At 56.5% G+C, this 23,647-nt stretch carries 23 protein-coding genes; 10 read left to right on the plus strand and 13 right to left on the minus strand.

Annotation, left to right across the window (positions count from 1 at the left end):
- Positions 1-152 precede the first annotated feature (152 nt).
- On the plus strand, positions 153-1,064 hold the full coding sequence (gene panE, locus FCL49_RS09590) for a 2-dehydropantoate 2-reductase (protein WP_174353315.1): 912 nt from the start codon (positions 153-155) through the stop codon (positions 1,062-1,064).
- Positions 1,027-1,617, plus strand: a complete 591-nt coding sequence (gene yajL, locus FCL49_RS09595) for a protein deglycase YajL (RefSeq protein WP_174353316.1) — start codon at positions 1,027-1,029, stop codon at positions 1,615-1,617. Before panE ends, yajL begins: the two co-directional genes overlap by 38 nt.
- A gap of 34 nt (positions 1,618-1,651) precedes the next feature.
- Here yajL and thiI read toward each other — a convergent pair whose 3' ends face one another.
- Entirely contained in the window at positions 1,652-3,100 is a 1,449-nt protein-coding gene (gene thiI / locus FCL49_RS09600) for a tRNA uracil 4-sulfurtransferase ThiI (protein WP_174353317.1), read from the minus strand.
- A gap of 232 nt (positions 3,101-3,332) precedes the next feature.
- Between thiI and xseB the strand changes: the two genes are divergently transcribed.
- From xseB to FCL49_RS09620, 4 genes are all read left to right on the plus strand, one after another.
- Entirely contained in the window at positions 3,333-3,596 is a 264-nt protein-coding gene (gene xseB / locus FCL49_RS09605) for an exodeoxyribonuclease VII small subunit (RefSeq protein ID WP_012005520.1), read from the plus strand.
- Positions 3,597-3,601: 5 nt separating this feature from the next.
- On the plus strand, positions 3,602-4,522 hold the full coding sequence (gene ispA, locus FCL49_RS09610; protein WP_174353318.1) for a (2E,6E)-farnesyl diphosphate synthase: 921 nt from the start codon (positions 3,602-3,604) through the stop codon (positions 4,520-4,522).
- Positions 4,523-4,556: 34 nt separating this feature from the next.
- On the plus strand, positions 4,557-6,422 hold the full coding sequence (gene dxs, locus FCL49_RS09615; protein WP_174353319.1) for a 1-deoxy-D-xylulose-5-phosphate synthase: 1,866 nt from the start codon (positions 4,557-4,559) through the stop codon (positions 6,420-6,422).
- Between the two features lie 107 nt (positions 6,423-6,529).
- Positions 6,530-7,504 (plus strand): aldo/keto reductase, encoded by a 975-nt coding sequence (locus FCL49_RS09620; protein ID WP_174353320.1) that lies wholly within the window; start codon positions 6,530-6,532, stop codon positions 7,502-7,504.
- 45 nt (positions 7,505-7,549) lie between these two features.
- On the opposite strand, the gene pgpA is transcribed toward FCL49_RS09620, so the two are convergent.
- From pgpA to nrdR, 6 genes are all read right to left on the minus strand, one after another.
- A complete protein-coding gene (gene pgpA, locus FCL49_RS09625; protein WP_085115444.1) occupies positions 7,550-8,044 on the minus strand; it encodes a phosphatidylglycerophosphatase A in 495 nt (164 codons plus the stop codon).
- Between the two features lies 1 nt (position 8,045).
- Entirely contained in the window at positions 8,046-9,029 is a 984-nt protein-coding gene (gene thiL, locus FCL49_RS09630) for a thiamine-phosphate kinase (protein ID WP_174353321.1), read from the minus strand.
- A gap of 52 nt (positions 9,030-9,081) precedes the next feature.
- Positions 9,082-9,498 (minus strand): transcription antitermination factor NusB, encoded by a 417-nt coding sequence (gene nusB / locus FCL49_RS09635; RefSeq protein WP_012005514.1) that lies wholly within the window; start codon positions 9,496-9,498, stop codon positions 9,082-9,084.
- Positions 9,499-9,518: 20 nt separating this feature from the next.
- Positions 9,519-9,989 (minus strand): 6,7-dimethyl-8-ribityllumazine synthase, encoded by a 471-nt coding sequence (ribH, locus tag FCL49_RS09640; RefSeq protein ID WP_099062296.1) that lies wholly within the window; start codon positions 9,987-9,989, stop codon positions 9,519-9,521.
- Positions 9,990-10,108: 119 nt separating this feature from the next.
- Complete coding sequence (gene ribD, locus FCL49_RS09645) at positions 10,109-11,218, minus strand: bifunctional diaminohydroxyphosphoribosylaminopyrimidine deaminase/5-amino-6-(5-phosphoribosylamino)uracil reductase RibD (protein ID WP_174353322.1); 1,110 nt, start codon at positions 11,216-11,218, stop codon at positions 10,109-10,111.
- A gap of 10 nt (positions 11,219-11,228) precedes the next feature.
- Complete coding sequence (nrdR, locus tag FCL49_RS09650; RefSeq protein WP_004949256.1) at positions 11,229-11,678, minus strand: transcriptional regulator NrdR; 450 nt, start codon at positions 11,676-11,678, stop codon at positions 11,229-11,231.
- 186 nt (positions 11,679-11,864) lie between these two features.
- Here nrdR and FCL49_RS09655 point away from each other — a divergent pair, with 186 nt between their 5' ends.
- Positions 11,865-12,425, plus strand: coding sequence for a DUF3251 domain-containing protein (locus FCL49_RS09655; protein ID WP_174353323.1), 561 nt, complete (start codon positions 11,865-11,867; stop codon positions 12,423-12,425).
- 82 nt (positions 12,426-12,507) lie between these two features.
- Here FCL49_RS09655 and secF read toward each other — a convergent pair whose 3' ends face one another.
- The 5 genes from secF to queA form a co-directional block, all read right to left on the minus strand.
- A complete protein-coding gene (secF, locus tag FCL49_RS09660; RefSeq protein WP_135315371.1) occupies positions 12,508-13,476 on the minus strand; it encodes a protein translocase subunit SecF in 969 nt (322 codons plus the stop codon).
- A gap of 10 nt (positions 13,477-13,486) precedes the next feature.
- Positions 13,487-15,334 (minus strand): protein translocase subunit SecD, encoded by a 1,848-nt coding sequence (secD, locus tag FCL49_RS09665; RefSeq protein ID WP_174353324.1) that lies wholly within the window; start codon positions 15,332-15,334, stop codon positions 13,487-13,489.
- 25 nt (positions 15,335-15,359) lie between these two features.
- Positions 15,360-15,692, minus strand: a complete 333-nt coding sequence (gene yajC / locus FCL49_RS09670; RefSeq protein ID WP_012005503.1) for a preprotein translocase subunit YajC — start codon at positions 15,690-15,692, stop codon at positions 15,360-15,362.
- A gap of 33 nt (positions 15,693-15,725) precedes the next feature.
- Positions 15,726-16,850, minus strand: a complete 1,125-nt coding sequence (tgt, locus tag FCL49_RS09675; protein WP_012005502.1) for a tRNA guanosine(34) transglycosylase Tgt — start codon at positions 16,848-16,850, stop codon at positions 15,726-15,728.
- A 77-nt stretch (positions 16,851-16,927) separates the two neighbouring features.
- Positions 16,928-17,998 (minus strand): tRNA preQ1(34) S-adenosylmethionine ribosyltransferase-isomerase QueA, encoded by a 1,071-nt coding sequence (gene queA, locus FCL49_RS09680; protein ID WP_135315368.1) that lies wholly within the window; start codon positions 17,996-17,998, stop codon positions 16,928-16,930.
- Between the two features lie 120 nt (positions 17,999-18,118).
- On the opposite strand from queA, the gene FCL49_RS09685 reads away from it, so the two are divergent.
- The 3 genes from FCL49_RS09685 (at position 18,119) to ggt (ending at position 21,525) form a co-directional block, all read left to right on the plus strand.
- Entirely contained in the window at positions 18,119-18,700 is a 582-nt protein-coding gene (locus tag FCL49_RS09685) for an ACP phosphodiesterase (RefSeq protein WP_174353325.1), read from the plus strand.
- 229 nt (positions 18,701-18,929) lie between these two features.
- Positions 18,930-19,532: a peroxiredoxin C gene (locus tag FCL49_RS09690; RefSeq protein WP_020825459.1), complete on the plus strand. Its 603-nt coding sequence runs from the start codon at positions 18,930-18,932 to the stop codon at positions 19,530-19,532.
- Positions 19,533-19,761: 229 nt separating this feature from the next.
- Positions 19,762-21,525 (plus strand): gamma-glutamyltransferase, encoded by a 1,764-nt coding sequence (gene ggt / locus FCL49_RS09695; protein ID WP_174353326.1) that lies wholly within the window; start codon positions 19,762-19,764, stop codon positions 21,523-21,525.
- 65 nt (positions 21,526-21,590) lie between these two features.
- On the opposite strand, the gene malZ is transcribed toward ggt, so the two are convergent.
- The gene (gene malZ, locus FCL49_RS09700) at positions 21,591-23,414 is read right to left on the minus strand and encodes a maltodextrin glucosidase (protein ID WP_174353327.1); all 1,824 of its coding nucleotides are present in this window, start codon (positions 23,412-23,414) and stop codon (positions 21,591-21,593) included.
- Positions 23,415-23,647: the final 233 nt, after the last annotated feature.

Below are 23,647 nucleotides of genomic sequence, written 5' to 3' on the forward strand. Positions count from 1 at the left end.
GATAGGCGATTTCGATGCCGAGCATGATAACCGCTTTAGCGCCTCAGACAAAATCTGCTGAAGCTAGCGGCGGATAAGCTGCCGCACAGCAGAAAAGTCTATAATTATAAGACAGTCATTGAGCGATATTCCCGTTACCCCAAGGAGTCTGGATGAAAATAACTATTCTTGGTTGCGGCGCGCTCGGACAACTGTGGCTCTCCCGGCTTTATCAGCAGGGTCACGATGTACAGGGATGGTTACGAGTGCCACAACCCTTTTGCGCAGTGAACGTGATTGAGCCGGAAGGCGCTTCGTTCAACCGTAATTTGCCCACCAACGACCCCGAACATTTAGCCCAGAGCGAACTGCTGCTGGTCACCTTGAAAGCCTGGCAGGTATCCAGCGCGGTCAGCACGCTACTGCCAAAGTTGAACCCACGCTGCGCCATCCTGCTGCTGCATAACGGCATGGGCACCCAGGACGAACTGCCGCCGAACAACCAGCCGATACTGCAGGGTACCACCACCCATGCGGCGCGCCATGATGGCAGCACTATTATCCATGTCGCCGGCGGCATCACCCATATCGGCCCGACCTCACCGGCGGCGCAATCACTGAGCCATCTGGCAGAAGTGCTGCACCAGGCCCTGCCTGACGTCGCCTGGCACAATAATATCGCCTCGGCGAACTGGCGCAAGCTGGCGGTCAACTGCGTGATCAACCCGCTAACGGCGCTGTATAATTGCCGTAATGGCGATCTGCAACGCTATCCCGAACAAATTGAGCTCATTTGCCGCGAGGTCTCCAGCGTAATGGAAATGGAGGGCTACCACACCTCATGCGAAGGCTTGCAGCAGTACGTCATGGAGGTTATCCAAAGCACCGCGGACAACGTCTCTTCGATGCTGCAGGATATCCGCACCCAGCGACACACCGAAATCGACTACATTACCGGTTACCTGCTGCGCCGCGCGCGTAGCTACGGCGTGACTCTGCCAGAGAATGCACGCCTGTTTGAATTGATTAAGCGAAAGGAAAATGAATATGAGCGTATCGGCGCTGGTCTGCCTGGCACCTGGTAGCGAAGAAATCGAGGCCGTCACCACTATAGATTTGCTGGTGCGGGCGGGCGTTAAAGTCACCACCGCCAGCGTAGCCGGCGATGGCGACCTGACTATCGTCTGTTCACGCGGGGTAAAACTGCTGGCCGATGCGCCGCTGGTGTCGATTGTCGACGAGCCTTTCGACGCCATTGTGCTGCCCGGTGGCCTGAAAGGTGCCGAGTGCTTCCGCGACAGCCCACTGTTGGTGGAGAAAGTGCGTCAGATGCACCTGCAGGGCAATATCGTCGCCGCCATCTGCGCAGCACCGGCACTGGTGCTGCAACACCACGATCTGTTCCCCATCGGCAATATGACCGGCTTCCCGGGGCTGAAAGAACAGATCCCGGCCGACAAATGGATAGAGCGGCGTGTGGTGTTCGATCCGCGCGTTAACCTGCTCACCAGCCAGGGGCCGGGAACTTCAATGGAGTTTGCGCTGAAGCTGATTGATTTGCTGCTGGGGAAAGCCAAAGCGGCGGAGATCGCCGCTCAACTGGTGTTGATACCTGGAATGTACGATTTCCGCGATTAAAGCACGGGGGCGGCAGATGCGCCCCCTGAATGACTTACGGGCGGTAAACCTTCACGTTGGTGAAGCCCTGCTCCAGCAAATATAGCGCCTGCAGGCGGCTCATTACGCCACGCTCACAGTACAGCAGGTAGGTTTTGCTCTGATCCAGGTCGCCAAACTGGGTGCTGAGTTTGTAGAACGGCAGCGGTTTCACCTCAACCTGATCCAGCTTCAGCGGTTTGTCTTCCTGCTCGTCGTTAGAGCGAATATCCAGGATCACCTGGTCAGCATCGAACTCCGCCACGGTTTCGACTTCGGTAACCTGCTCCTGAGTCTGCTCGGCAATGGTGCGAATATCCACGTTCTTGGCTTCGCTAACCACACGGTCAAGAATGCTGAAATCAAAGTGCCCTTCTTCTTCTTCAATCTTGGCTTTAATCGCCTTCACCGTCGGGCTTTTCGAGATCACACCGCAGTACTCCGGCATGGTCTTGGCGAAGTCCTCGGTACCAATCTCACGCGCCACTTTGATGATGTGCTCTTTGTCGTGGGAGATCAGCGGACGCAGGATCAGCGTATCGGACGCGTTGTCGATCAGGCGCAGGTTAGTCAGCGTCTGGCTGGAAACCTGTCCCAGCGCTTCACCGGTCACCAGTGCCTGCACGCCATAACGTTCGGCAATCTGCGAAGCGGCACGCACCATCATGCGCTTGAGCACTACGCCCATTTGGCCGTCTTCGACTTTTTCCAGGATCTCGCCAACCACAGGTTCAAAATCGATAGCGATAAAACGCACCTTGTGCGAACTGGCAAAGCGGTTCCACAGGTAGTGAGCTACCTGACGCACGCCAATTTCATGCGCCGCGCCGCCCAGGTTGAAGAAGCAATAATGCACGCGGCAACCACGGCGCATCAGCATATAGCTGGAAACCCCCGAGTCGAAACCACCGGAAATCAGCGACAGCACGTCTTCCTGAGTGCCGACCGGGTAGCCGCCGATGCCTTCACGGCGGGCTTTCACCAGCATCAGCTTGTCGTCTTCGATTTCCAGGTTGACCGTCACCTGCGGATGCGACAACTTAACGCGCGCGCTTTCGATATGCTGGTTCAGGCCGCCACCGACGTAGCGCTCCACGTCCTGCGAATTGAAGTCCTGCTTGCCGCGGCGCTTAACGCGCACGCAGAAGGTCTTGCCTTCCAGTTGCTCGCGGTAGGCTTCCAGCGTCTGCTCGAAAATGTGGTGCATATCGGTATAGTCGCGGTCTTCCACTTCCAGAATATGGTGGATACCGGGAATGCGCGTCAGCGCGTCGGCAATCACCGGCCGCTGGTTTTCATCTTTGGCGCGAACTTCGATATGATCCCAGTGACGGACAACCGCCAGTGTTTCATCATACTGCTTCAGGACGTTGCGAATACTGGTCGAGAGGATCTTGATAAAGCGCAAGCGCACAGATTGGCTCTTGATGGTGATTTCCGGGAACAATTTAATGATAAACTTCATGGCGGTCTTTATTGTCAGAATTACGAGGGAAAAGGATTTACAATGTATATGCGATTGATAAAACCAACGGGGCTGCCGAATGTTTTATCAATCGCATTTGCGGCGCTGAGTATACCACTATCTGGTGGGGCTCGGTGCACAAAACCACACATGTGCGCCATGATTTGCCAATCAAGACCCGCTAAGATAGGCTCTGGCGCCACTGTTCACATGATGATGTAAAAAGAAAATTATGCCAAAAAAACCTGCACAATCAGACAGTACAGAGCAAAGCGTCAGCTTTGAAAGCTCCCTCAGCGAGTTGGAAAGCATCGTCACGCGTCTGGAATCGGGTGAGTTACCGCTGGAAGACGCGCTCAATGAGTTCGAACGCGGCGTACAATTGGCGCGCCAGGGCCAGCAGAAACTGCAGCAGGCGGAGCAACGCGTACAGATTTTGCTTAACGACAGCGCCGATGATGCAGCGCTGACGCCTTTCACACCGGATGCCGAGTAATCACCATGTCCGAGACTGTCCAACAGACCGCTTTTTCTGACCAGTTGCAGGCCCTGCGCCAGCGGGCCGACCGCACGCTGCTGGATTTTATCGCGCCGCTGCCGTTCAATGATGGCAACATGGTGGCGGCAATGCGTCACGGCGCGCTGCTGGGCGGTAAACGCCTGCGTCCGTTCCTGGTGTACACCACCGGACAGATGTTTGGCGTATCACTGAATAATTTGGATGCGCCCGCGGCTGCGGTAGAATGCATTCACGCCTATTCACTGATCCATGACGATCTGCCGGCGATGGACGACGACGATCTGCGTCGCGGTCAGCCGACCTGCCACATCAAATTTGGTGAGGCCAACGCCATTTTGGCCGGCGATGCCCTGCAGACGCTGGCATTTTCCATTCTGGCCGATGCCGAGATGCCCGACGTGGCACTGCGCGACCGGCTGGGGATGATTTCCGAACTGGCAACCGCCAGCGGCGTTGCCGGCATGTGTGGCGGCCAGTCGCTGGATCTCGAAGCCGAGGGTCGACAGATTGGTCTGGAAGCGCTGGAGCAAATCCATCGTCACAAAACCGGCGCATTGATTCGCGCAGCCGTTCGCCTTGGGGCGTTAGCCGCCGGTGAACCTGGCCGCGCCGCACTGGGGCAGCTTGACCGCTACGCCGCCGCGATTGGCCTGGCGTTCCAGGTACAGGATGATATTTTGGATGTGGTCGGCGAAACCGAAAAAATCGGTAAACGCCAGGGCGCGGACCAGCAACACGGAAAGAGCACCTATCCAGCTTTGCTCGGGCTTGACAGCGCGAAAGCAAAAGCGTGGGATCTCTATCAGGAAGCTTTAGCTGCATTAGACACTTTGGCAGCACAATCTTATAACACAGCGCCATTGCGAGCGTTAGCCAGCTTCATTATTGAACGCGACAATTAACGTGTGACGTTAACTCCTCTGATATGAGTATCGAATGAGTCTTGATATAGCCAAATACCCGACCTTGGCGCTAGCGGAAAATCCGGATGAACTCCGTTCGCTGCCAAAAGAGAGCCTACCGAAGCTGTGTGACGAACTTCGGCAATACCTGCTGGACAGCGTCAGCCGCTCCAGTGGCCACTTTGCCTCCGGGCTGGGTACCGTCGAACTGACGGTGGCATTGCACTATGTGTACCAGACCCCCTTCGATCATCTGGTATGGGACGTTGGCCACCAGGCCTACCCGCATAAAATCCTGACCGGTCGCCGCGATAAAATCGCCACCATTCGCCAGAAAAATGGCCTGCACCCTTTCCCATGGCGGGCAGAAAGTGAATACGACGTACTGTCGGTCGGTCATTCTTCCACCTCGATCAGTGCCGGTCTCGGCATGGCGGTAGCCGCTGCGCGTGAAGGCAAAAATCGCCGTACGGTCTGCGTGATCGGCGATGGCGCGATCACCGCCGGTATGGCGTTCGAAGCCATGAACCACGCCGGTGACATCGACCCGGATATGCTGGTAGTGCTGAACGATAACGAAATGTCGATTTCGGAAAACGTCGGCGCCCTGAACAACCATCTGGCGCAACTGCTGTCCGGCAAGCTCTACTCCACCCTGCGTGAAGGCGGTAAAAAAGTGTTGTCCGGCCTGCCGCCGATTAAAGAGCTGGTCAAGCGCACCGAAGAACACCTGAAAGGTATGGTGGTACCGGGCACGCTGTTCGAAGAGCTGGGCTTTAACTATATCGGCCCGGTCGACGGCCACGACGTCCAGGGGCTGGTTGCCACGCTGAAAAACATGCGTGACCTGAAAGGTCCGCAGTTGCTGCACATCATGACCAAAAAAGGTCGTGGTTACGCCCCGGCGGAAAAAGACCCGATCAGTTTCCACGCGGTGCCAAAATTCGATCCGGCCAGCGGTACCCTGCCGAAAAGTGCCGGCGGCCTGCCGACCTATTCAAAAGTTTTTGGCGACTGGCTGTGCGAAACCGCCGCCAAAGACAGCTCGCTGATGGCCATCACCCCGGCCATGCGTGAAGGGTCTGGCATGGTGCAGTTCTCCCGCGACTATCCGCAGCAATATTTTGACGTGGCGATTGCCGAACAGCATGCGGTGACCTTCGCCGCCGGTTTGGCCATTGGCGGCTATAAGCCGGTGGTAGCGATTTATTCCACCTTCCTGCAGCGTGCTTACGATCAGTTGATCCACGACGTCGCCATCCAAAAGCTGCCGGTGATGTTTGCCATCGATCGCGGTGGTATTGTCGGTGCCGACGGCCAGACTCACCAGGGGGCCTTCGATCTGTCATTCATGCGTTGCATCCCGACCATGGTGATCATGACGCCAAGCGATGAAAACGAGTGCCGCCAAATGCTGTACACCGGCTATCACTATAACGAAGGCCCAAGCGCCGTGCGTTATCCGCGTGGCAACGGTACCGGCGCACCGCTGGAACCTCTCAACTCTCTGCCGATCGGCAAAGGCGTTATCCGTCGTGAAGGTGAAAAGCTGGCAATCCTGAATTTCGGCACATTGCTGCCGGAAGCCGCACAGGTAGCGGAAACGCTCAACGCGACGCTGGTGGATATGCGCTTTGTGAAGCCACTGGACGAACAGCTGATTCTGGAACTGGCCGCCAGCCACGACGCACTGGTCACGCTGGAAGAAAACGCCATTATGGGCGGTGCCGGCAGCGGCGTGAACGAGTTGCTGATGGCCAAGCGCCGAATGGTACCGGTGTTGAATATCGGCCTGCCGGACTTCTTTGTTTCCCAGGGTAGCCAGGAAGAAGTCCGAGTCGATCTGGGTTTGGATGCCGCCGGTATACAGCGGCAAATTGAGGTCTGGCTGGCGCAATAATCGTCGCGCCCGCTCGATAGACGCCTCCGCTTTGCGGGGGCGTTTTTATTTCTGTCGCCCGAAAATCCGCTACAGTTAAAGTTCTGTGCTGACACCGGGAGGCAAGCATGAAGTATCTGAAACTGGGTAACACCGACCTGAACGTCTCACGTATCTGTCTGGGCTGCATGACCTACGGCGAACCCAGCCGTGGCAACCATGCCTGGACGTTACCGGAGGAAAGCAGCCGACCGCTGCTGAAACAGGCGCTGGATGCCGGCATCAACTTCTTTGACACCGCCAACAGCTACTCAGATGGCAGCAGTGAGGAGATCGTCGGCCAGGCACTGCGCGATTATGCCCGCCGTGACCAGGTGGTGATCGCCACCAAAGTCTATTTCCCCCTGAGTAATCTGGAACAGGGGCTGTCGCGCGCCAAAATCATGCAATCCATCGACGACAGCCTCAGGCGGCTGGGCACCGACTATGTTGATCTGTTGCAGATCCATCGTTGGGATTATGAAACGCCGCTGGAAGAAACGCTCGAAGCGTTACACGATGTGGTGAAAGCCGGTAAGGCACGCTATATCGGCGCATCGTCAATGTACGCCTGGCAGTTCGCCAAGGCGCTGTATACCGCCGATCTGCACGGCTGGACGCGCTTCGTCAGCATGCAGAACCAGTACAACCTGATCCAGCGTGAAGAAGAGCGTGAGATGTTGCCGCTGTGCGCTGCCGAGGGCATTGCAGTGCTGCCGTGGAGCCCGTTGGCACGGGGTCGCTTAACCCGCCCCTGGGGGGAAACTACTGCGCGTCTGGTCTCCGATCAGGTCGGTAAAAATCTGTACGATGAAACCGAAGGCATCGACGCCATCATTGCCGAACGCGTGGCCAGTATTGCCGAAGAGCGTGGTGTGACGCGTGCGCAAGTCGCACTGGCGTGGCTGTTGAGCAAGCCTGTCGTTAGCGCGCCGATTATCGGTGCATCACGCCATGACCATCTGGAAGACGCCGTCGCCGCCGTCGATCTCGAGCTCACCCCAGAAGAGATTGCCGAACTGGAGACGGCCTACGTCCCACATCACGTGACAGGATTTGAATAACCAGGAGGGTTCAAGGGCGCAGGCATTAAACTGCGCCCTCAAAAATCAGAACAGCCCAAGCGGCCAGTGGTGGCCAATCAGGTAGATGATTCCGGCGGAAAAGACCCCGGCGACAATATCGTCGACCATGATCCCCATGCCGCCGTGCACATTGCGATCAAACCAGCGGATCGGCCATGGCTTCCAGATATCCAAAATACGGAAAATCACGAAACCTGCCGCAACCCACTGCCAGTCGTTGACCGGCAGTGCCATCAGCGTGATCCACATGCCGACAAACTCGTCCCAGACGATGCTGCCGTGGTCATGCACCTTCATATCTTTGGCGGTCTGATGGCACAGGTAGACGCCAATACAAATACTGAACATCACCAACAGCGAATACAGTTGCCATGGCAATTGGATCAACAGCAGCCAGAATGGGATCGCTGCCAGTGACCCCATGGTGCCCGGCATCACCGGCGACAGACCGCTACCAAAGCCGGTGGCCAGCAGGTGCCACGGATTGCTCATCCGCAAGCGGCGCTTAGCTTCATCCATGTTACGCCTGCCCTTCGCTGAAATGGTCGAAACCGTGCCAAGGCAGTTCCACCACTTCATCGTTGCGGTAGAACTTGATGCCTTCGGAAAGCGGGCCAATCTGACCAATACAGGTATAGTCAGCGCCCAGATGGCTTAATGCCACCTCCAGTGCACCACGGTTGATTTCCGGTACGGTGAAGCAGAGTTCGTAATCCTCCCCGCCGGTCAACGCCCAGCGCAGCGCCTGATCGGCATCCGTATGGCTGCTTAACGCCTGCGACAGCGGCAGCTCATCGAGATTGATGCGCGCTCCACATTCGGAGGCTTTCAGCACATGCTTCAGGTCAGAAATCAGGCCGTCGGAAAGATCAATCGCCGAACTGGCCAGGTCACGCAGTGCCTGCCCCTGCAATACCCTTGGCTGAGGCCGCAGATGACGGCCAACCAGGTAATTGCGCGCCTCGGCGTCTGCTACCTGCAAGCGTTCCTGCAGCACAGCCAGACCGGCGGCGCTGTCACCCAGCGTACCCGTGGTGTAAATCCAGTCACCGATACGCGCACCGCTGCGGGTCAATGCCCGCCCGGCCGGGATCAGGCCGTGAATGGTTAACGTCATGCTTAACGGGCCGCGTGTCGTATCGCCGCCTATCAACTGCATACCGTAATAATTAAGTTGTTCGAACAGGCTATCGCTGAACGCCTTCAGCCAGGGTTCATTCACCTCCGGCAGGGTTAACGCCAGTGAAAGCCAGGCGGGATCGGCGCCCATGGCCGCCAGGTCGCTCAGGTTAACTGCCAGTGCTTTGTAGCCGAGATCGGCGGGATCGATATCCGCCAGGAAGTGAACGCCCGAAACGAGAGTGTCGGTACTGACGGCCAAAAGCTGTTTTTCTGCCACTGTCAGAAGTGCGCAGTCATCTCCAATGCCCAACTGTACATCCCGGCGCAGACTCTTAAACCGGTCAAAATAGCGGGCAATGAGGTCAAATTCGCCACATGCCATGGTCGATATTCCAATAGAAGAAATTAAGGCCGGGGATACCGGCCTTAATTTTTTATTTTTTCTTGCGAATGCTTGGTGCTACTTTATCCAGCACGCCATTCACAAACTTGTGGCTGTCTTCAGCGCCGAAGGTTTTCGCCAGCTCGATCGCCTCATTGATTGCCACCTTGTAAGGCACATCCTCACGCATTTTCAGCTCATACAGCGCAATACGCAGAACGGCTCTTTCTACCTGGCCCAGCTCTTCGAGCTGACGCGACAGGACAGGTGCCATCAGGCTATCCAGCAGACCTGCATTCACCGCCACGCCGGACAGCAGCTCCCGAAAATAGACGATGTCTACATCTTTGACATCTTGCTCCGACAGGAACTGGTGTTCAACATCGGCAATGTCATTTTTAGACAACTGCCAAGAGTAAAGCGCTTGAACAGCGCACTCACGAGCGCGGCGACGAGCAGCAGGTTTCACGGAATTCCCCTTAACTAAATTCAGGCTTTAATAGCTTTGATAACATTAATCATTTCAAGTGCGGTCAGAGCCGCTTCAGCGCCTTTGTTGCCCGCTTTGGTGCCGGCACGCTCGATAGCCTGTTCGATGCTTTCGGTCGTCAGCACGCCAAAGGCAACCGGGATTTCAGTGTTCAGAGAAACACTGCCCAGGCCGGAGCTGGCTTCGCCCGCGACAAATTCGAAGTGCGCGGTGCCCCCACGGATAACGGTGCCCAGTGCAATCACTGCATCGTATTTGCCGGTGTTAGCCAGCACGCGTGCAGTCAGCGGCAATTCGTAAGCGCCCGGGACCCAGACAACGGTGATGTTGTCGTCAGCAACCTGACCAATGCGCTTGAGTGCGTCGATAGCACCTTGCAGCAGGCTGTCGTTGATGAAATTGTTAAAACGTGCAATTGCAATCGCCACACGGGCATTTGGAGTAGCAACAACACCTTCGATAACTTTCATGGGCTTTCCTTAAAAATGGGTTCAATACCCCGCAGGGGGGCGGATTCTATCACATTCTTTATCTGCCTGCGCGGGCGGTTTTGTAAAACGACAGCCAACCCGGCACGCAGGTTTTAAAATCAGTATTTTGCTTTCAGTCGCAGCCGCAAATCAGGGCCGATTTGCCGCACTTCGCTAAAGACGAATTCCGGTGCATCGGTCAGGTGTTCAAGGCCCGGCAAATGGCACAGGCCGCGGCCATTATCACCCAACAGTTTTGGCGCGATGTACAAAATGAGCTCATCGACCAGCCCGGCCTGCAACAAGGCACCGGCCAACTGCGCGCCGGCCTCGACCCAGATGGAGTTCACCTGGCGTTTCGCCAGTTGCATCATCATCACCACCAGATCAACCCCACCGCCGTGCGCCGGGAAGGTCAGTTGCTCGACATCCTGCGGCCAAACTTGTTCATCCGGCTGCAGGCGCGCCAGCCAGGTTTGCCCCGACTGTTGAACCACCCGATGCTGTGGGGTGACGCGATTTTGGCTATCCAGAATAATGCGCAACGGTTGACGCAGGTTTTCACGCGGGTAAATACTTTGAGTCTCGGCGTCCAACTCATCCCAACGTACCGTCAGTGACGGATCGTCAGCCAACACGGTGGCACTGGTGCTGAGAATAGCGGCGCTTTGCGCCCGCAGACGCTGAACATCCTGACGCGCCTGCGGTGAGGTGATCCATTGGCTTTCGCCGGAAGCCATCGCGGTGCGGCCATCGAGCGAGGCCCCCAGCTTCAGTTGCACATAAGGGAAGCCGGTGCGCATCCGCTTGAGGAAGCCCAGATTCACCGCTTCGGCCTCCGCCAGCATCAAACCGTGGCGTACATCCAATCCCGCCTGCTGCAGTTTGTACAGGCCGCGACCGGCGACCTCAGGATTGGGATCCTGCATCGCCGCAACCACACGGGCTACGCCGGCAGCGACCAGCGCATCGGCACAGGGCGGCGTACGGCCGTGATGGCTACAGGGTTCCAGCGTGACATAAGCGGTGGCACCACGCGCCTTTTCACCTGCCATGCGCAGCGCATGGACTTCCGCATGCGGTTCACCGGCGCGCAGATGGTAACCCTCGCCGACGATTTCGCCGTCGCGCACAATGACGCAGCCAACATTGGGGTTAGGGGCGGTAGTAAAACGCCCCAGTCGCGCCAGCTCAAAGGCGCGAGCCATATAAAATTCGTCGTTATGCATCAAAGCCCCTTCAGTCCTGCAGACGGGCGATCTCTTCGCCGAATTCGCGGATATCTTCAAAGCTGCGATAAACCGAGGCAAAGCGAATATAGGCCACTTTATCCAACTTTTTCAGCGCGTCCATCACCAGGTTACCGACCAGTTTGGTCGGGACTTCACGCTCGCCGGTGGCACGCAGCTGGGATTTAATGTGGTTGATCGCGTTTTCCACGTCGTCAGAGCTGACCGGGCGTTTTTCAAGCGCCTTCAGCATGCCGCGACGCAGCTTGTCTTCGTTGAATGGCTCACGCACCTCATCGCTTTTTATCACCCGTGGCATCACCAGTTCAGCCACTTCAAAGGTGGTGAAACGTTCATTACAAACCAAACATTGGCGGCGACGGCGCACCTGCGAACCATCACCCACCAGGCGGGAATCAATGACTTTGGTATCAACGGCGGCGCAGAAAGGGCAATGCATAACACGTCCTGATAAACGTTTTCATAGTTAAGAACAGTTTACCCCGAAGTGCGGTTACAACAAAGGCCGTCGGCTATTTGTTGCGGAGCGCCCCTCTGAACAACGCCCCAGAAGGGCGGCGAACATGACTTTCCCCACCAGGCGGGCTAAGCTGATAACAGGAGAAGTTGAATAGGAAATCCCACCATGACAACCCGTTACCCCAAGATTTTCCTGCTCAGCACACTGGTGCTGTTGGCAGGCTGCGCGCAAACTCGCGAAGTGCCCAAATTGCATAATCAGGTGGTTGAGCTGAACCAACAATTAACCACTCTGACTAACCAGGCCACGGCGCTGGAACAGCAAAACCAGCTGAACAGGAACTCCACCAGCGGCGTCTACCTACTGCCGGCGGCCAATAACGGCGCTCGCCTGCACAGCAGCCTCGGCGAGTTGAGCGTGTCACTCAGCCACGTAAAAACCGAGGCTAACGGCACCCAGGCCATGCTGCACGTTCGCACGCTTTCGCAGGCGTCCCTGCCGGCATTCAAGGCCATAGTAGAATGGGGCCCACTGGATGCGGCCACCGGCAAACCGCTGACTGCCGACGCGCTTTCGCAGCCGATCGCCAGTGCGGACTCGCTACTGCCCAAAACGGAATACAGTTTTGAGCTGCGATTCAGCGGCCTGACACCGGACCAACTGGGTTTTGTACGACTGCACAGCGTTGTCCCAACGGCCCAGCCGGCGGTGGTCCAGCAACATTGAGCCGTCAGGTCTTTCACCAGGCTCCAGGCAAAAAAAGAGCGCCAACCGGCGCTCTTTTTCACTTCACTGAAAACACAGTGAATTACGGCATAATCGAAGGCTGATCGGCGCCCTCTTTTTCCACTTTCTGCTGCAGCATGTGTTCGCGTTTCATACCCAGTTTCAACGCCAGCGCGGACGCCACGTAGATAGAGGATATGGTACCGATAGACACACCAATCAGCATAGCCAGAGAGAAGCCGTGCAGCATCGCGCCGCCAAAGATGTACAGCATCAGAACCACCATCAGGGTGGTTCCGGAAGTCATCAAGGTACGGCTCAGCGTTTGGGTCAACGACACGTTCATGATTTCGTAAGGCGTACCGCGGCGGATCTTGCGGAAGTTCTCACGAATACGGTCGGAAACCACGATGCTGTCGTTCAACGAGTAACCGATAACCGACATCAATGATGCGACGATGGTCAGGTCAATCTCGATACGGAACAACGACAGCACGCCCAGGGTGATGACCACGTCGTGCGCCAACGCGATAACCGCCCCCAGCGCCAAGCGCCATTCGAAGCGGAAACCGACGTAGATCAGAATACAGATCAGCGCCACCAGCAGCGCCATGCCACCGTTTTGCGCCAGTTCGGTGCCCACGCTCGGGCCGACGAACTCAATCCTCTTCACCGTGGCGTTTTTATCAACCGAGTCGTTAATCACGCTGATGACTTTGTTACCCAGTTCCTGGCCTGCAGTGCCGATCGCCGGTGGCATACGCACCATCACGTCACGGCTGCTGCCAAAGTTCTGAATAACCGGGTCCTGGAACCCGGCTTTTTCCAGCGTATCGCGCATCAGGTCGAGGTTGGCCGGTTGTTCCAGGCTGATTTCAATGACGGTACCGCCAGTGAAGTCCAGACCCCAGTTAAAACCACGCACCGACATAATGGCGATTGACGCGATCAGCAGCACCAGCGAGATGCCGAAGGCCACGTAATCCCAGCGCATAAAGTCATAGACTTTACGGCCGTAGTTGAGTTGTTCAACAGTATAATCCTGTGCCACAACGCACTCCTCAGATAGACAGCTTGTTAATGCGTTTGCCGCCGTAAAGCAGGTTGACGATGGCACGGGTACCGACAATCGCGGTGAACATGGACGTCGCCACACCGATTGCGGTGGTAATCGCAAAGCCTTTAATCGAACCGGTGCCCACTGCGTACAGAATAATCGCGGTGATCAGAGTGGTGATGTTGGCATCAACGATACTGGAGAACGCGCCTTTATAGCCCTCATGGATCGCCTGCTGAACGGAACGTCCGTTCTTCAGCTCTTCCTTGATACGTTCGTTAATCAGTACGTTGGCGTCGACCGCCACCGCCAGCGTCAGCACGATACCGGCAATACCCGGCATGGTCAGCGTCGCTCCCGGCAACAGGGACATCACGCCGACAATCAGCACCAGGTTGGCGACCAGCGCCGTGGTCGCGATCATGCCGAACTTACGGTACCAAACCACCATAAACACGATGGATGCCACCAGGCCCCACAAGCAGGCTTCCAAACCCTGGGTGATGTTCTGTTGTCCCAGGGTTGGGCCAATTGTACGCTCTTCCACGATCTGGATAGGCGCAATCAGCGCACCGGCGCGCAGCAGCAGCGAAAGCTGGCGTGCTTCGTTCGGGTTGCCGATACCGGTAATACGGAAGCTGTTGCCCAGACGCGACTGAATGTTCGCCACGTTGATCACTTCTTCCTGTTTCACCAGGACTGCACGACCGTTAGCGTCTTTCTTGCCGCTGTCCTTATATTCCACAAACAGGGTCGCCATCGGCTTGCCGATATTGTCCTTGGTGAAGTTGGACATGGCAGTACCGCCGGCACTGTCCAGCGAGATATTAACCTGCGGCTGGTTGTATTCGTCGGTGCTGGAGGTGGAGTCGGTGATGTGGTCACCGGTCAGGATCACGCGCTTGTACAGCACAACCGGCTGGCCTTCACGAGTGTCTTTTACCTCGGAGTCACCAGGCACGCGGCCGTTGGCTGCCGCAGTGGCGTCCGCGTTGGTGTTAACCAGACGGAATTCCAGTGTCGCAGTCGCACCCAGGATTTCTTTGGCGCGAGCGGTGTCCTGAATACCCGGCAGTTCGACCACGATGCGGTCAGAACCCTGGCGTTGTACCAGCGGTTCGGCAACGCCGAGCTGGTTAACACGGTTACGCAGGATAGTGATGTTCTGCTGCACCGCATACTCACGCGCTTCGCTCAGGCGGGCATCCGTCAAGTTGGCTTTCAGAGTATTGGTGCCGTTGGCAGAGAACACCATGTCACGTTGGCGCGGGCCAAGGTAGCTGATGGCCTGATCGCGGGCAGCATCGTCACGGAAACGCACTTCCACGCCGTTGTTGTCCAGCTTGCGGATAGACGCATAAGGAATGCCCTTTTCACGCAGCTCGCTGCGCAGGGTGTCCATGGTCTGTTCCTGCAGCTTGCTCAGCGCAGTGTCCATGTCCACTTCCATCAGGAAGTGCACACCGCCACGCAGGTCCAGACCGAGTTTCATCGGTTCGGCGCCCAGCATGGCCAACCAGGCCGGCGTTGCCGGAGCCAGGTTCAGTGCCACAACAAACTTGTCGCCCAGCTCCGCCATCAAGGCTTCACGGGCGCGCAGCTGAATATCAGGATTGCTAAAGCGAGCCAGGATGGCGCCATTTTCCAGCGCAATCGACTTGCTCGCGATCTTGTCTTTTTCTAATACGGTACGGACTTGGTCCAGCGTAGTTTCACTGGCGGCGACACCGCGCGCGCCAGTGATCTGTACAGCCGGATCCTCACCATAGAGGTTGGGAAGCGCATAAAGCAGACCGACGATGATCACGACGATCAGCATCAGATACTTCCACAAAGGATAACGGTTTAGCACGGCAATTCCCTTCGGGAAAACAAAATTACAGGGCCTTCATGGTACCTTTCGGCAGAACGGCCGCCACGAAGTCACGCTTGATCATCACTTCCGTGGTGTCGTTCAGCGCAATAGCGATGATGCCGGTGTCAGCCACTTTGGTCACGCGGCCGATCAGGCCACCGGTGGTCAGCACTTCATCACCCTTGCCGATCGAATCCATCAGTTTTTTGTGCTCTTTAGCGCGTTTCTGCTGTGGACGCAGGATCATGAAATAGAAAATCAGGCCAAAAACTACCAGCATAATGATCAGAGAGTACGGGCTTCCCTGAGACGGAGCTCCTGCGGATGCGACGGCGTCAGAAATGAAAAAGCTCATTGAAATTCCCTCATTAAGTTATCAATTATTAATTCAAGCGTTTAAAGGTGGAACCGGTTTACCGATCCGACCGTAGAAATCCGCAACAAACAGCTCTAATTTACCCTGTTCAATAGCCTCGCGTAAACCCGCCATCAGGCGTTGGTAGTGACGCAGGTTATGAATGGTGTTCAATCGGGCACCCAGTATTTCGTTGCAACGATCGAGATGATGCAAGTAGGCGCGGCTGTAATTGCGACACGTGTAGCAATCACAGTCTTTATCCAGCGGAGAAGTATCATCCTTGTGCTTGGCATTACGGATTTTTACCACACCGTCAGTCACGAACAGATGGCCGTTACGGGCATTACGCGTTGGCATCACGCAGTCGAACATATCGATACCGCGACGCACGCCTTCTACCAGATCTTCCGGTTTGCCAACGCCCATCAGGTAACGTGGCTTATCTTCCGGAATTTGCGGGCAAACATGTTCGAGAATGCGATGCATATCCTCTTTTGGCTCACCGACTGCCAGGCCGCCCACAGCGTAACCATCAAAACCGATATCCACCAGCCCTTTTACTGATACATCACGTAAATCTTCGTAAACACCGCCCTGAATAATGCCGAATAAAGCGTTCTTGTTATTCAGTTCGTCAAAACGCTGACGGCTGCGCTGCGCCCAGCGCAGAGACATTTCCATCGAGCTCTTGGCGTAGTCCCAGTCTGCCGGGTACGGCGTACATTCATCAAAGATCATCACGATGTCGGACCCCAGGTCATACTGGATTTCCATCGATTTTTCCGGGCTGAGGAAGACTTTATCGCCGTTAATCGGGTTACGGAAATGTACGCCTTCTTCTTTAATCTTGCGCATCGCGCCCAGGCTGAACACCTGGAAGCCGCCGGAATCGGTGAGGATCGGGCCATGCCACTGCATGAAATCATGCAAATCGCCATGCAGCTTCATGATCTCCTGCCCTGGGCGCAGCCACAGGTGGAAGGTGTTGCCCAGCAGGATCTGCGCACCGGTCTCTTTCACTTCTTCCGGCGTCATGCCCTTTACCGTGCCGTAGGTGCCGACCGGCATAAAGGCAGGGGTTTCCACCACGCCACGTTCAAAGATCAGGCGGCCACGGCGAGCGCGGCCATCGGTTGTGTCTAATTCGTACTTCACAAAGCCTCCAGCGCCAGAGAAACAGTCTGGCGTGATTAACATCGAGCCACGCCAGTGGCGCGACTCAGGGAATTTATTTATTCGCCAACGGACTCTTGCTCCGCCTGCGGGTTACGGCTGATGAACATCGCATCGCCGTAGCTGAAGAAACGGTACTGCTCGGCTACCGCCTGCTGATAGGCATGCATGGTGTTTTTATAACCGGCAAAGGCGGAAACCAGCATAATCAGCGTCGACTCCGGCAGGTGGAAATTGGTCACCAGTGCGTCAACCACCTGATAGTGGTAACCCGGGAAGATAAAGATGCTCGTGTCGTCGAAGAACGGCGCAATCAAGGCCTCTTTGCTGGCGTTGGCGGCGCTCTCCAGCGAACGTACCGAAGTGGTGCCGACTGCCACCACGCGCTTGCCGCGTGCTTTGCAGGCTAATACGGCGTCAACCACCTCCTGCGGCACTTCTGCGTATTCGGCATGCATGACGTGTTCTTCGATGGTTTCTACCCGCACCGGCTGGAAGGTGCCCGCGCCCACGTGCAGGGTGACAAACGCCATCTCGATGCCCTTCTCGCGCAGCGCAGCCAACAACGGCTCGTCGAAGTGCAGCCCGGCGGTCGGTGCTGCTACAGCCCCCGGCTTCTCGCTGTAAACCGTCTGATAAAGCTCACGGTCGGCGTCTTCGTCCGGACGATCGATATACGGCGGCAGCGGCATATGGCCGACGGCATTAAGGATAGTGAAGACATCCCGCTCGTCGTTGAAGCGCAGTTCGAACAGCGTATCGTGGCGCGCGACCATGGTAGCGGCGATGCTTTCGTCGTCGCCCAGCAGCAGATCGGTACCCGGCTTGGGGGCCTTTGAGGCACGCACGTGCGCCAGCACCCGATGGTCGTCCAGCACGCGCTCGACCAGGACTTCAATCTTGCCGCCGCTGACCTTGCGGCCAAACATGCGCGCCGGGATCACCCGGGTATTGTTGAACACCAGCAGATCGCCGGCCTCCAGGTTATCCAGCAGATCGGTGAATACGCCATGCTTAAGCTCCCCGCTCGGCCCGTCCAACTGCAGCAAACGGCAACCGCTGCGTTCAGGCTGGGGATAGTGGGCAATCAGGGACTCGGGAAGTTCAAACGAAAAATCGGCGACGCGCATGGCTATTCACTTCTTCAATATGGGATTGGTCATTAAAAAACAGGCGGCCTAGTCTAAAGCTGCGGGCGGTCAGCGGCAAGAAATAAGGAGGATTTGCATGAGTTGCGTTATAGTTGCCGGATGAATTATCTCGCTCATCTCCATTTAGCCTCACTGGCGGAAAGCTCGTTGCTGGGCAATCTGTTGGCCGACTTCGTGCGCGGCAACCCTGCCGGCGAGTACGATCCCGCCGTGGTGGCCGGCATTATGATGCACCGCCGCGTCGATGTGCTGACCGACAGCCTGCCGCAGGTAAGAGCCTGCCGCGCCTATTTCTCGGAAGAACACCGGCGCGTAGCCCCCATCACGCTTGACGTAGTGTGGGATCACTTCCTGGCACGTCACTGGCAACAGTTGGAACCTTCCCTCAGCCTGCAGGGGTTTATCCAGCAGGCCCAGGGTCAAATCCTGCCGCATTTGCCGCTGACGCCGCCACGCTTTCAGAATCTGAACGGCTATTTATGGCCGGAACGCTGGCTGGAGCGCTACGCCGAACTGCCGTTTATCGGTAACGTGCTGGCAGGCATGGCCAGCCGACGTCCGCGCCTGGCCGCACTGGCCGGCTCCTTCGCCGACGTGGAGCGCAACTATCATCAGCTTGAAACACAATTCTGGCAGTTTTACCCACAGATGATGCAGCAGGCCAAAGACAAGCAGCTGTAAGGTCAAGCCAAAGCCTTTGAAAATGCGATGCTTTACAAGAAATTGCTTTTTAAGCCTTGCCCTTTTATGGGAAAAGGTTATTTTTAAAGACTGCTAAATTTAATCACCGACTTTGATAGGTGAAAGCTATCTCATTGATTGGTCTTTTACCCTTTCTTCACCAAGTCGTGGCCCCTATACTGGCCCTTGCTTTTACATCAACCCCTTAACACCTATTACAGGAGTAATTATGGTCCTGGTAACTCGTCAAGCCCCTGACTTCACTGCAGCTGCCGTACTTGGCAACGGCGAAATCGTAGAAAACTTCAACTTCAAGAAGCACCTGAACGGCAAACCAGCCGTACTGTTCTTCTGGCCGATGGACTTCACCTTCGTATGTCCTTCTGAGCTGATCGCTTTCGATCACCGCTATGAAGAATTCCAGAAGCGTGGCGTTGAAGTGGTTGGCGTTTCATTCGACTCAGAATTTGTCCACAACGCATGGCGTAAAACCCCTGTCGAAAATGGCGGCATCGGGGAAGTGAAATACGCAATGGTTGCTGACATCAAGCGTGAAATTCAGAAAGCTTACGGCATCGAGCACCCAGAAGCAGGCGTTGCCCTGCGTGGTTCTTTCCTGATCGACAAAGACGGTGTGGTTCGCGCTCAGGTTGTTAACGACCTGCCAATCGGCCGTAATATCGACGAAATGATCCGTACCGTTGACGCGCTGCAATTCCACGAGCAACACGGCGAAGTGTGCCCGGCTCAGTGGGAAAAAGGCAAAGCAGGTATGGGCGCATCTCCGGATGGCGTGGCTAAATACCTGTCCGAGAACGCTTCCAAGCTGTAATTTCAGCCTGCAAGTGTATCAACCGGCCCTCGCGGCCGGTTTTTTTTGCCCTTTTTTAGGGCAGTCGCCTCCATTGTGTGCTTCATTTCCTTGTTTCCGCTCACATTTCCCCGGCTGTTTTCCGCACAATCCCTTAACTCTGGCTAGTATCAATAACGCTGGCCCGCTCTTTGCACAGCAAGAGGGGAAAGCCAAACACAATAAGAAAACTGACAGGGTAGGAATAACTATGTTTTTACAAAAATGGAGCAAGCCGCTGACCATGGCGGCGCTGCTGGTCAGCAGCAGCCTGTATGCCGCCTCCAATCCGGCGGTCGAAGCCAAAAATGGCATGGTAGTGACATCGCAACATCTGGCCTCACAGGTTGGCGTGGATATCCTGAAACTGGGCGGCAATGCCATCGATGCAGCCGTAGCCGTGGGTTATGCGCAGGCGGTAGTTAACCCGTGCTGCGGTAACATCGGCGGCGGCGGCTTTATGACGGTGCACCTGGCCGATGGCACCGACACCTTTATCAACTTCCGCGAAACCGCGCCGGCAGCGGCCAGCGCCAATATGTATCTGGATGCCGCAGGCAACGTGAAGAAAGGTGCCAGCCTGTACGGTTATCTGGCCGCCGGGGTACCGGGTACCGTGTTGGGGATGGAAACTGCGCGCAAGAAATACGGCAAACTGAGCCGCGAGCAGGTGATGGAGCCGGCGATCAAACTGGCGCGTGAGGGCTTTGTGCTGACCCGTGCCGACACCGATATCCTCGATACTACCGTCGCACGCTTTAAACAGGATGCGGAATCCGCGCGGATTTTCCTGCGCCCTGACGGCACGCCGTTACAGCCAGGCGATCGCCTGGTGCAAAGCGATCTGGCCAACACGCTGGAGGCCATCGCCAAAGACGGCCCGGATGCCTTCTATAAAGGCAAAATTCCGCAGGCGGTCGAGGCGGCAGCCAAACAGGGTGGCGGAATTCTGACGGCGGCCGACTTCGCCAACTACAAAGTTACCGAAACCCCGCCGATTACCTGCAGCTATCGCGGCTATAAATTTGTTTCTGCTCCCCCACCCAGCTCCGGCGGCGTCACGCTGTGCGAAATCCTTAACGTGGTCGAAGGCTACGACCTGAAAAGCATGGGCTTTAATTCGGCGGCGGCCATCCACACCATGACCGAAGCCATGCGCCACGCCTATATGGACCGTAATACCTACCTCGGCGACCCGGAGTTCATCAAAAACCCGATCGACAGGCTGGTCAGCAAAAGTTATGCCGAGGAGATCCGCAAGAAAATCGTCGCGGACAAGGCCACACCGTCAGAGAACGTGCAGCCGGGTATGGAACCCCACGAAAAACCGGAAACCACCCACTACTCGATTGTCGATCATCAGGGTAACGCCGTTTCCACCACCTACACCGTCAACGGTCGCTTTGGCGCAGTGGTGATTGCTCCTGGCACCGGCTTCTTCCTCAACGATGAAATGGACGACTTTACCGTCAAGGTCGGGGAGAAAAACCTGTATGGACTGGTGCAAGGCACCGCCAACAGCATTGCCCCCGGTAAGCGCCCACTATCGTCAATGAGCCCGACGCTGGTGACCAAGGACAATAAAATCTTTATGGTTCTCGGCTCGCCGGGCGGATCGCGCATCATCACTATCACGCTGCAAACCGCATTGAACGTGATCGACCACGGTATGGCGCCGCAGGAAGCCGTCGATGCGCCGCGTATCCATCATCAATGGTTGCCGGATGAGGTTTACTACGAACAGCGCGGAGTTTCTGCCGATACGCTGAAAATTCTCAGCGGTATGGGTTACAAGATGGTCGAGCAAACGCCATGGGGCGCCGCCGAATTGATTCTGGTCGGTCTGCCAGGCGCAGCTGGCGTCAGCCCGGCCAACTCCGGTAACGACTCTGCGGTTTCCGGCAAGGTGCGTGAAGGTTACCTGTACGGTGCCAACGACGTTCGTCGCCCGGCTGGTTCTGCCGTAGGCTATTGATCTGACTGGGCGTGTGAACGCCCACTAACCCAGTAAGGGGCCGGTATTCCGGCCCCATTACCGAACTAACCGGCTCGTCGCCACAGAGTCACGGACTCCTCGCCTAATTGCAGCGAGACAGCACTCTGCCCGTCATGCAACTCGCCATCCCCTTCCAGCCGTTGCCATTGGCCTGCGGCCAGCAGCGGACTGTACGGTAAAGTCACTGTGCCACTGCCTCCGCGTTGTAACGCCACCAGCACCTGCTCCTGTTGATAGACGCGCACAAACGCCAGCGTTTCCCCGCTGGCGTGCAGTACCTGACAACCGCCGCGGCGCAGCGCCAGACTCTGTTTACGCAGTGCCGCCATACGCTGGCACAGGGCCAACAAGCTCAGGTCCCATTGGCTCTCATCCCACGGGAAAGGCTTGCGGCAGAACGGGTCGTTGGCGCCATCCAGGCCAATCTCATCGCCATAATACAGGCAAGGCACGCCGATCCAGCTCATCAGCCACACCGCCGCCATGCGCATCCGCGCCTGATTGCCCTGTAATAGCGTAAGAAAACGTGCGGTGTCATGGCTGTCGAGCTGGTTGAACTGAATCAACTGGCTGCCATGCGGCAGCCCGGCCCGGTAGTCATCCATCCACTGGGCACAGTCCGCCGCGTCCATTTGTACCGGGTGGTGCGCCACGTCCAGCCCAGCAAGGAACCCCCGCACCGGCAGGGCAAACCCCATATAATTCATCGCGGCATCTTCCACCCCGGCATGCAGCCAGCGACGCGCATCGCCAAAATGTTCACCCAGCACGTAAGCCTGCGGATTTTCCTGTTTCACCGCCTGATAAATGCCCGCCAGATGCTGCAAGTTACCGCTAGCCCCGCCGTTCTCACCCAGCATATGCACCACGTCCAACCGCCAGCCATCAATGCTGTACGGTGGCCGCAGCCAATGACGCACTACGCTGCCCTCACCGCGATAAATCGCCTCGGCCACCTGCGGCTCAGCGAAATTGAGCTTCGGCAGGCTGGCGTTACCCTTCCAGTCGAGCGCCCGGCCATCGGAGTAGAAATTAAACCAGCCGCGATAGGGAGAATCAGGGTGATGGCAAGCGCCGTTCTCACCTTGCTGATGGCGGTCAAACCACGGATGCGAATCACCGGTATGGTTAAACACCCCGTCCAGCACCAGTTTCATCCCTACCTTGTAAGTGCTCACTCGCAAACGCTGCAGGGCAGCATTACCGCCGAGATAGGGATCGACCTGGTAATAGTCTTCGGTATCGTATTTATGCACGCTCGGTGCGGTGAATATCGGGTTTAAATACAGCGCCGTCACCCCCAGCTTCTGTAAATAAGGCAGCTTTTGGTTGATGCCATCCAGGTCACCACCATAGAAGGTCGACGCGGCATGGAGGTCTTCCAGCGGATGTTGCCAATCCTGACGCACCACATCGCAACCGGCTGCATGATGACGATAACTGCCGCTCTGAATGCCGTGCTCTCCCCCGCTACTGGCAAAGCGATCGGGGAAAATTTGATAAAAAATCTGATCCGCCACCCAGACCGGGCTGCTATCGGGCACGTCGACCGCAAACTGTGTCAACTGCCCCGGCGGTGTTACTGACCAGCCCCGGGGCCCGAACCATTGCTGACGATCTGCCCAAACCAGCTTGAAACAGTAACGACGGGTTGGCTCACCTTCATTGAGCGTCAAACTGGCCTGATAGCGGTGCAAACCCTCCGCCTGCTGAGCTTTCATGATCAGCAGCCATTCTTCATTATCCGGTTCGGCTCGTAAAAAAACCCGTTCGGGTAAATCATCCCCCTGTAACCACAGCGTGATATCCAGGCGTTGCCCCTTCTTCACCACAAAGGGCGGGACCGGTTGATGCCAGGCATTCAGCATGACTTTCCTCCTGCTGTACAAAACGAAATCGACGACGTTATTCAATGCCACGAACAATGCCACGTTGAGTGCCAGTCCCCCTCCTCTCTGGTTGGTAAACTCAGGGAGGAGCCGGGGGGTGGAGAGAGTCGGTCAGCGGCAACCCTATGTAAAAAAGGGTAAAAACACGCACATTACGGCCCGCAGCCATTAGGCTAACGTGTTTTGAGTCTATTGGATATTTTTTGCACATT

This window comes from Serratia proteamaculans, from assembly GCF_013337185.1.
Taxonomy (GTDB): domain Bacteria; phylum Pseudomonadota; class Gammaproteobacteria; order Enterobacterales; family Enterobacteriaceae; genus Serratia; species Serratia proteamaculans_D.

Bases quoted from the DNA above. Each gene is read 5' to 3' on its own strand.
- ggt (WP_174353326.1), top strand. From the start codon at position 19,762: ATGTTTTTACAAAAATGGAGCAAGCCGCTGACCATGGCGGCGCTGCTG.
- queA (WP_135315368.1), bottom strand. From the start codon at position 17,998: ATGCGCGTCGCCGATTTTTCGTTTGAACTTCCCGAGTCCCTGATTGCC.
- ispA (WP_174353318.1), top strand. From the start codon at position 3,602: ATGTCCGAGACTGTCCAACAGACCGCTTTTTCTGACCAGTTGCAGGCC.
- nrdR (WP_004949256.1), bottom strand. From the start codon at position 11,678: ATGCATTGCCCTTTCTGCGCCGCCGTTGATACCAAAGTCATTGATTCC.
- FCL49_RS09690 (WP_020825459.1), top strand. From the start codon at position 18,930: ATGGTCCTGGTAACTCGTCAAGCCCCTGACTTCACTGCAGCTGCCGTA.
- malZ (WP_174353327.1), bottom strand. From the start codon at position 23,414: ATGCTGAATGCCTGGCATCAACCGGTCCCGCCCTTTGTGGTGAAGAAG.
- FCL49_RS09620 (WP_174353320.1), top strand. From the start codon at position 6,530: ATGAAGTATCTGAAACTGGGTAACACCGACCTGAACGTCTCACGTATC.
- panE (WP_174353315.1), top strand. From the start codon at position 153: ATGAAAATAACTATTCTTGGTTGCGGCGCGCTCGGACAACTGTGGCTC.
- yajC (WP_012005503.1), bottom strand. From the start codon at position 15,692: ATGAGCTTTTTCATTTCTGACGCCGTCGCATCCGCAGGAGCTCCGTCT.
- ribH (WP_099062296.1), bottom strand. From the start codon at position 9,989: ATGAAAGTTATCGAAGGTGTTGTTGCTACTCCAAATGCCCGTGTGGCG.
- thiL (WP_174353321.1), bottom strand. From the start codon at position 9,029: ATGGCATGTGGCGAATTTGACCTCATTGCCCGCTATTTTGACCGGTTT.
- xseB (WP_012005520.1), top strand. From the start codon at position 3,333: ATGCCAAAAAAACCTGCACAATCAGACAGTACAGAGCAAAGCGTCAGC.
- yajL (WP_174353316.1), top strand. From the start codon at position 1,027: ATGAGCGTATCGGCGCTGGTCTGCCTGGCACCTGGTAGCGAAGAAATC.
- pgpA (WP_085115444.1), bottom strand. From the start codon at position 8,044: ATGGATGAAGCTAAGCGCCGCTTGCGGATGAGCAATCCGTGGCACCTG.
- FCL49_RS09685 (WP_174353325.1), top strand. From the start codon at position 18,119: ATGAATTATCTCGCTCATCTCCATTTAGCCTCACTGGCGGAAAGCTCG.
- FCL49_RS09655 (WP_174353323.1), top strand. From the start codon at position 11,865: ATGACAACCCGTTACCCCAAGATTTTCCTGCTCAGCACACTGGTGCTG.
- ribD (WP_174353322.1), bottom strand. From the start codon at position 11,218: ATGCATAACGACGAATTTTATATGGCTCGCGCCTTTGAGCTGGCGCGA.
- thiI (WP_174353317.1), bottom strand. From the start codon at position 3,100: ATGAAGTTTATCATTAAATTGTTCCCGGAAATCACCATCAAGAGCCAA.
- dxs (WP_174353319.1), top strand. From the start codon at position 4,557: ATGAGTCTTGATATAGCCAAATACCCGACCTTGGCGCTAGCGGAAAAT.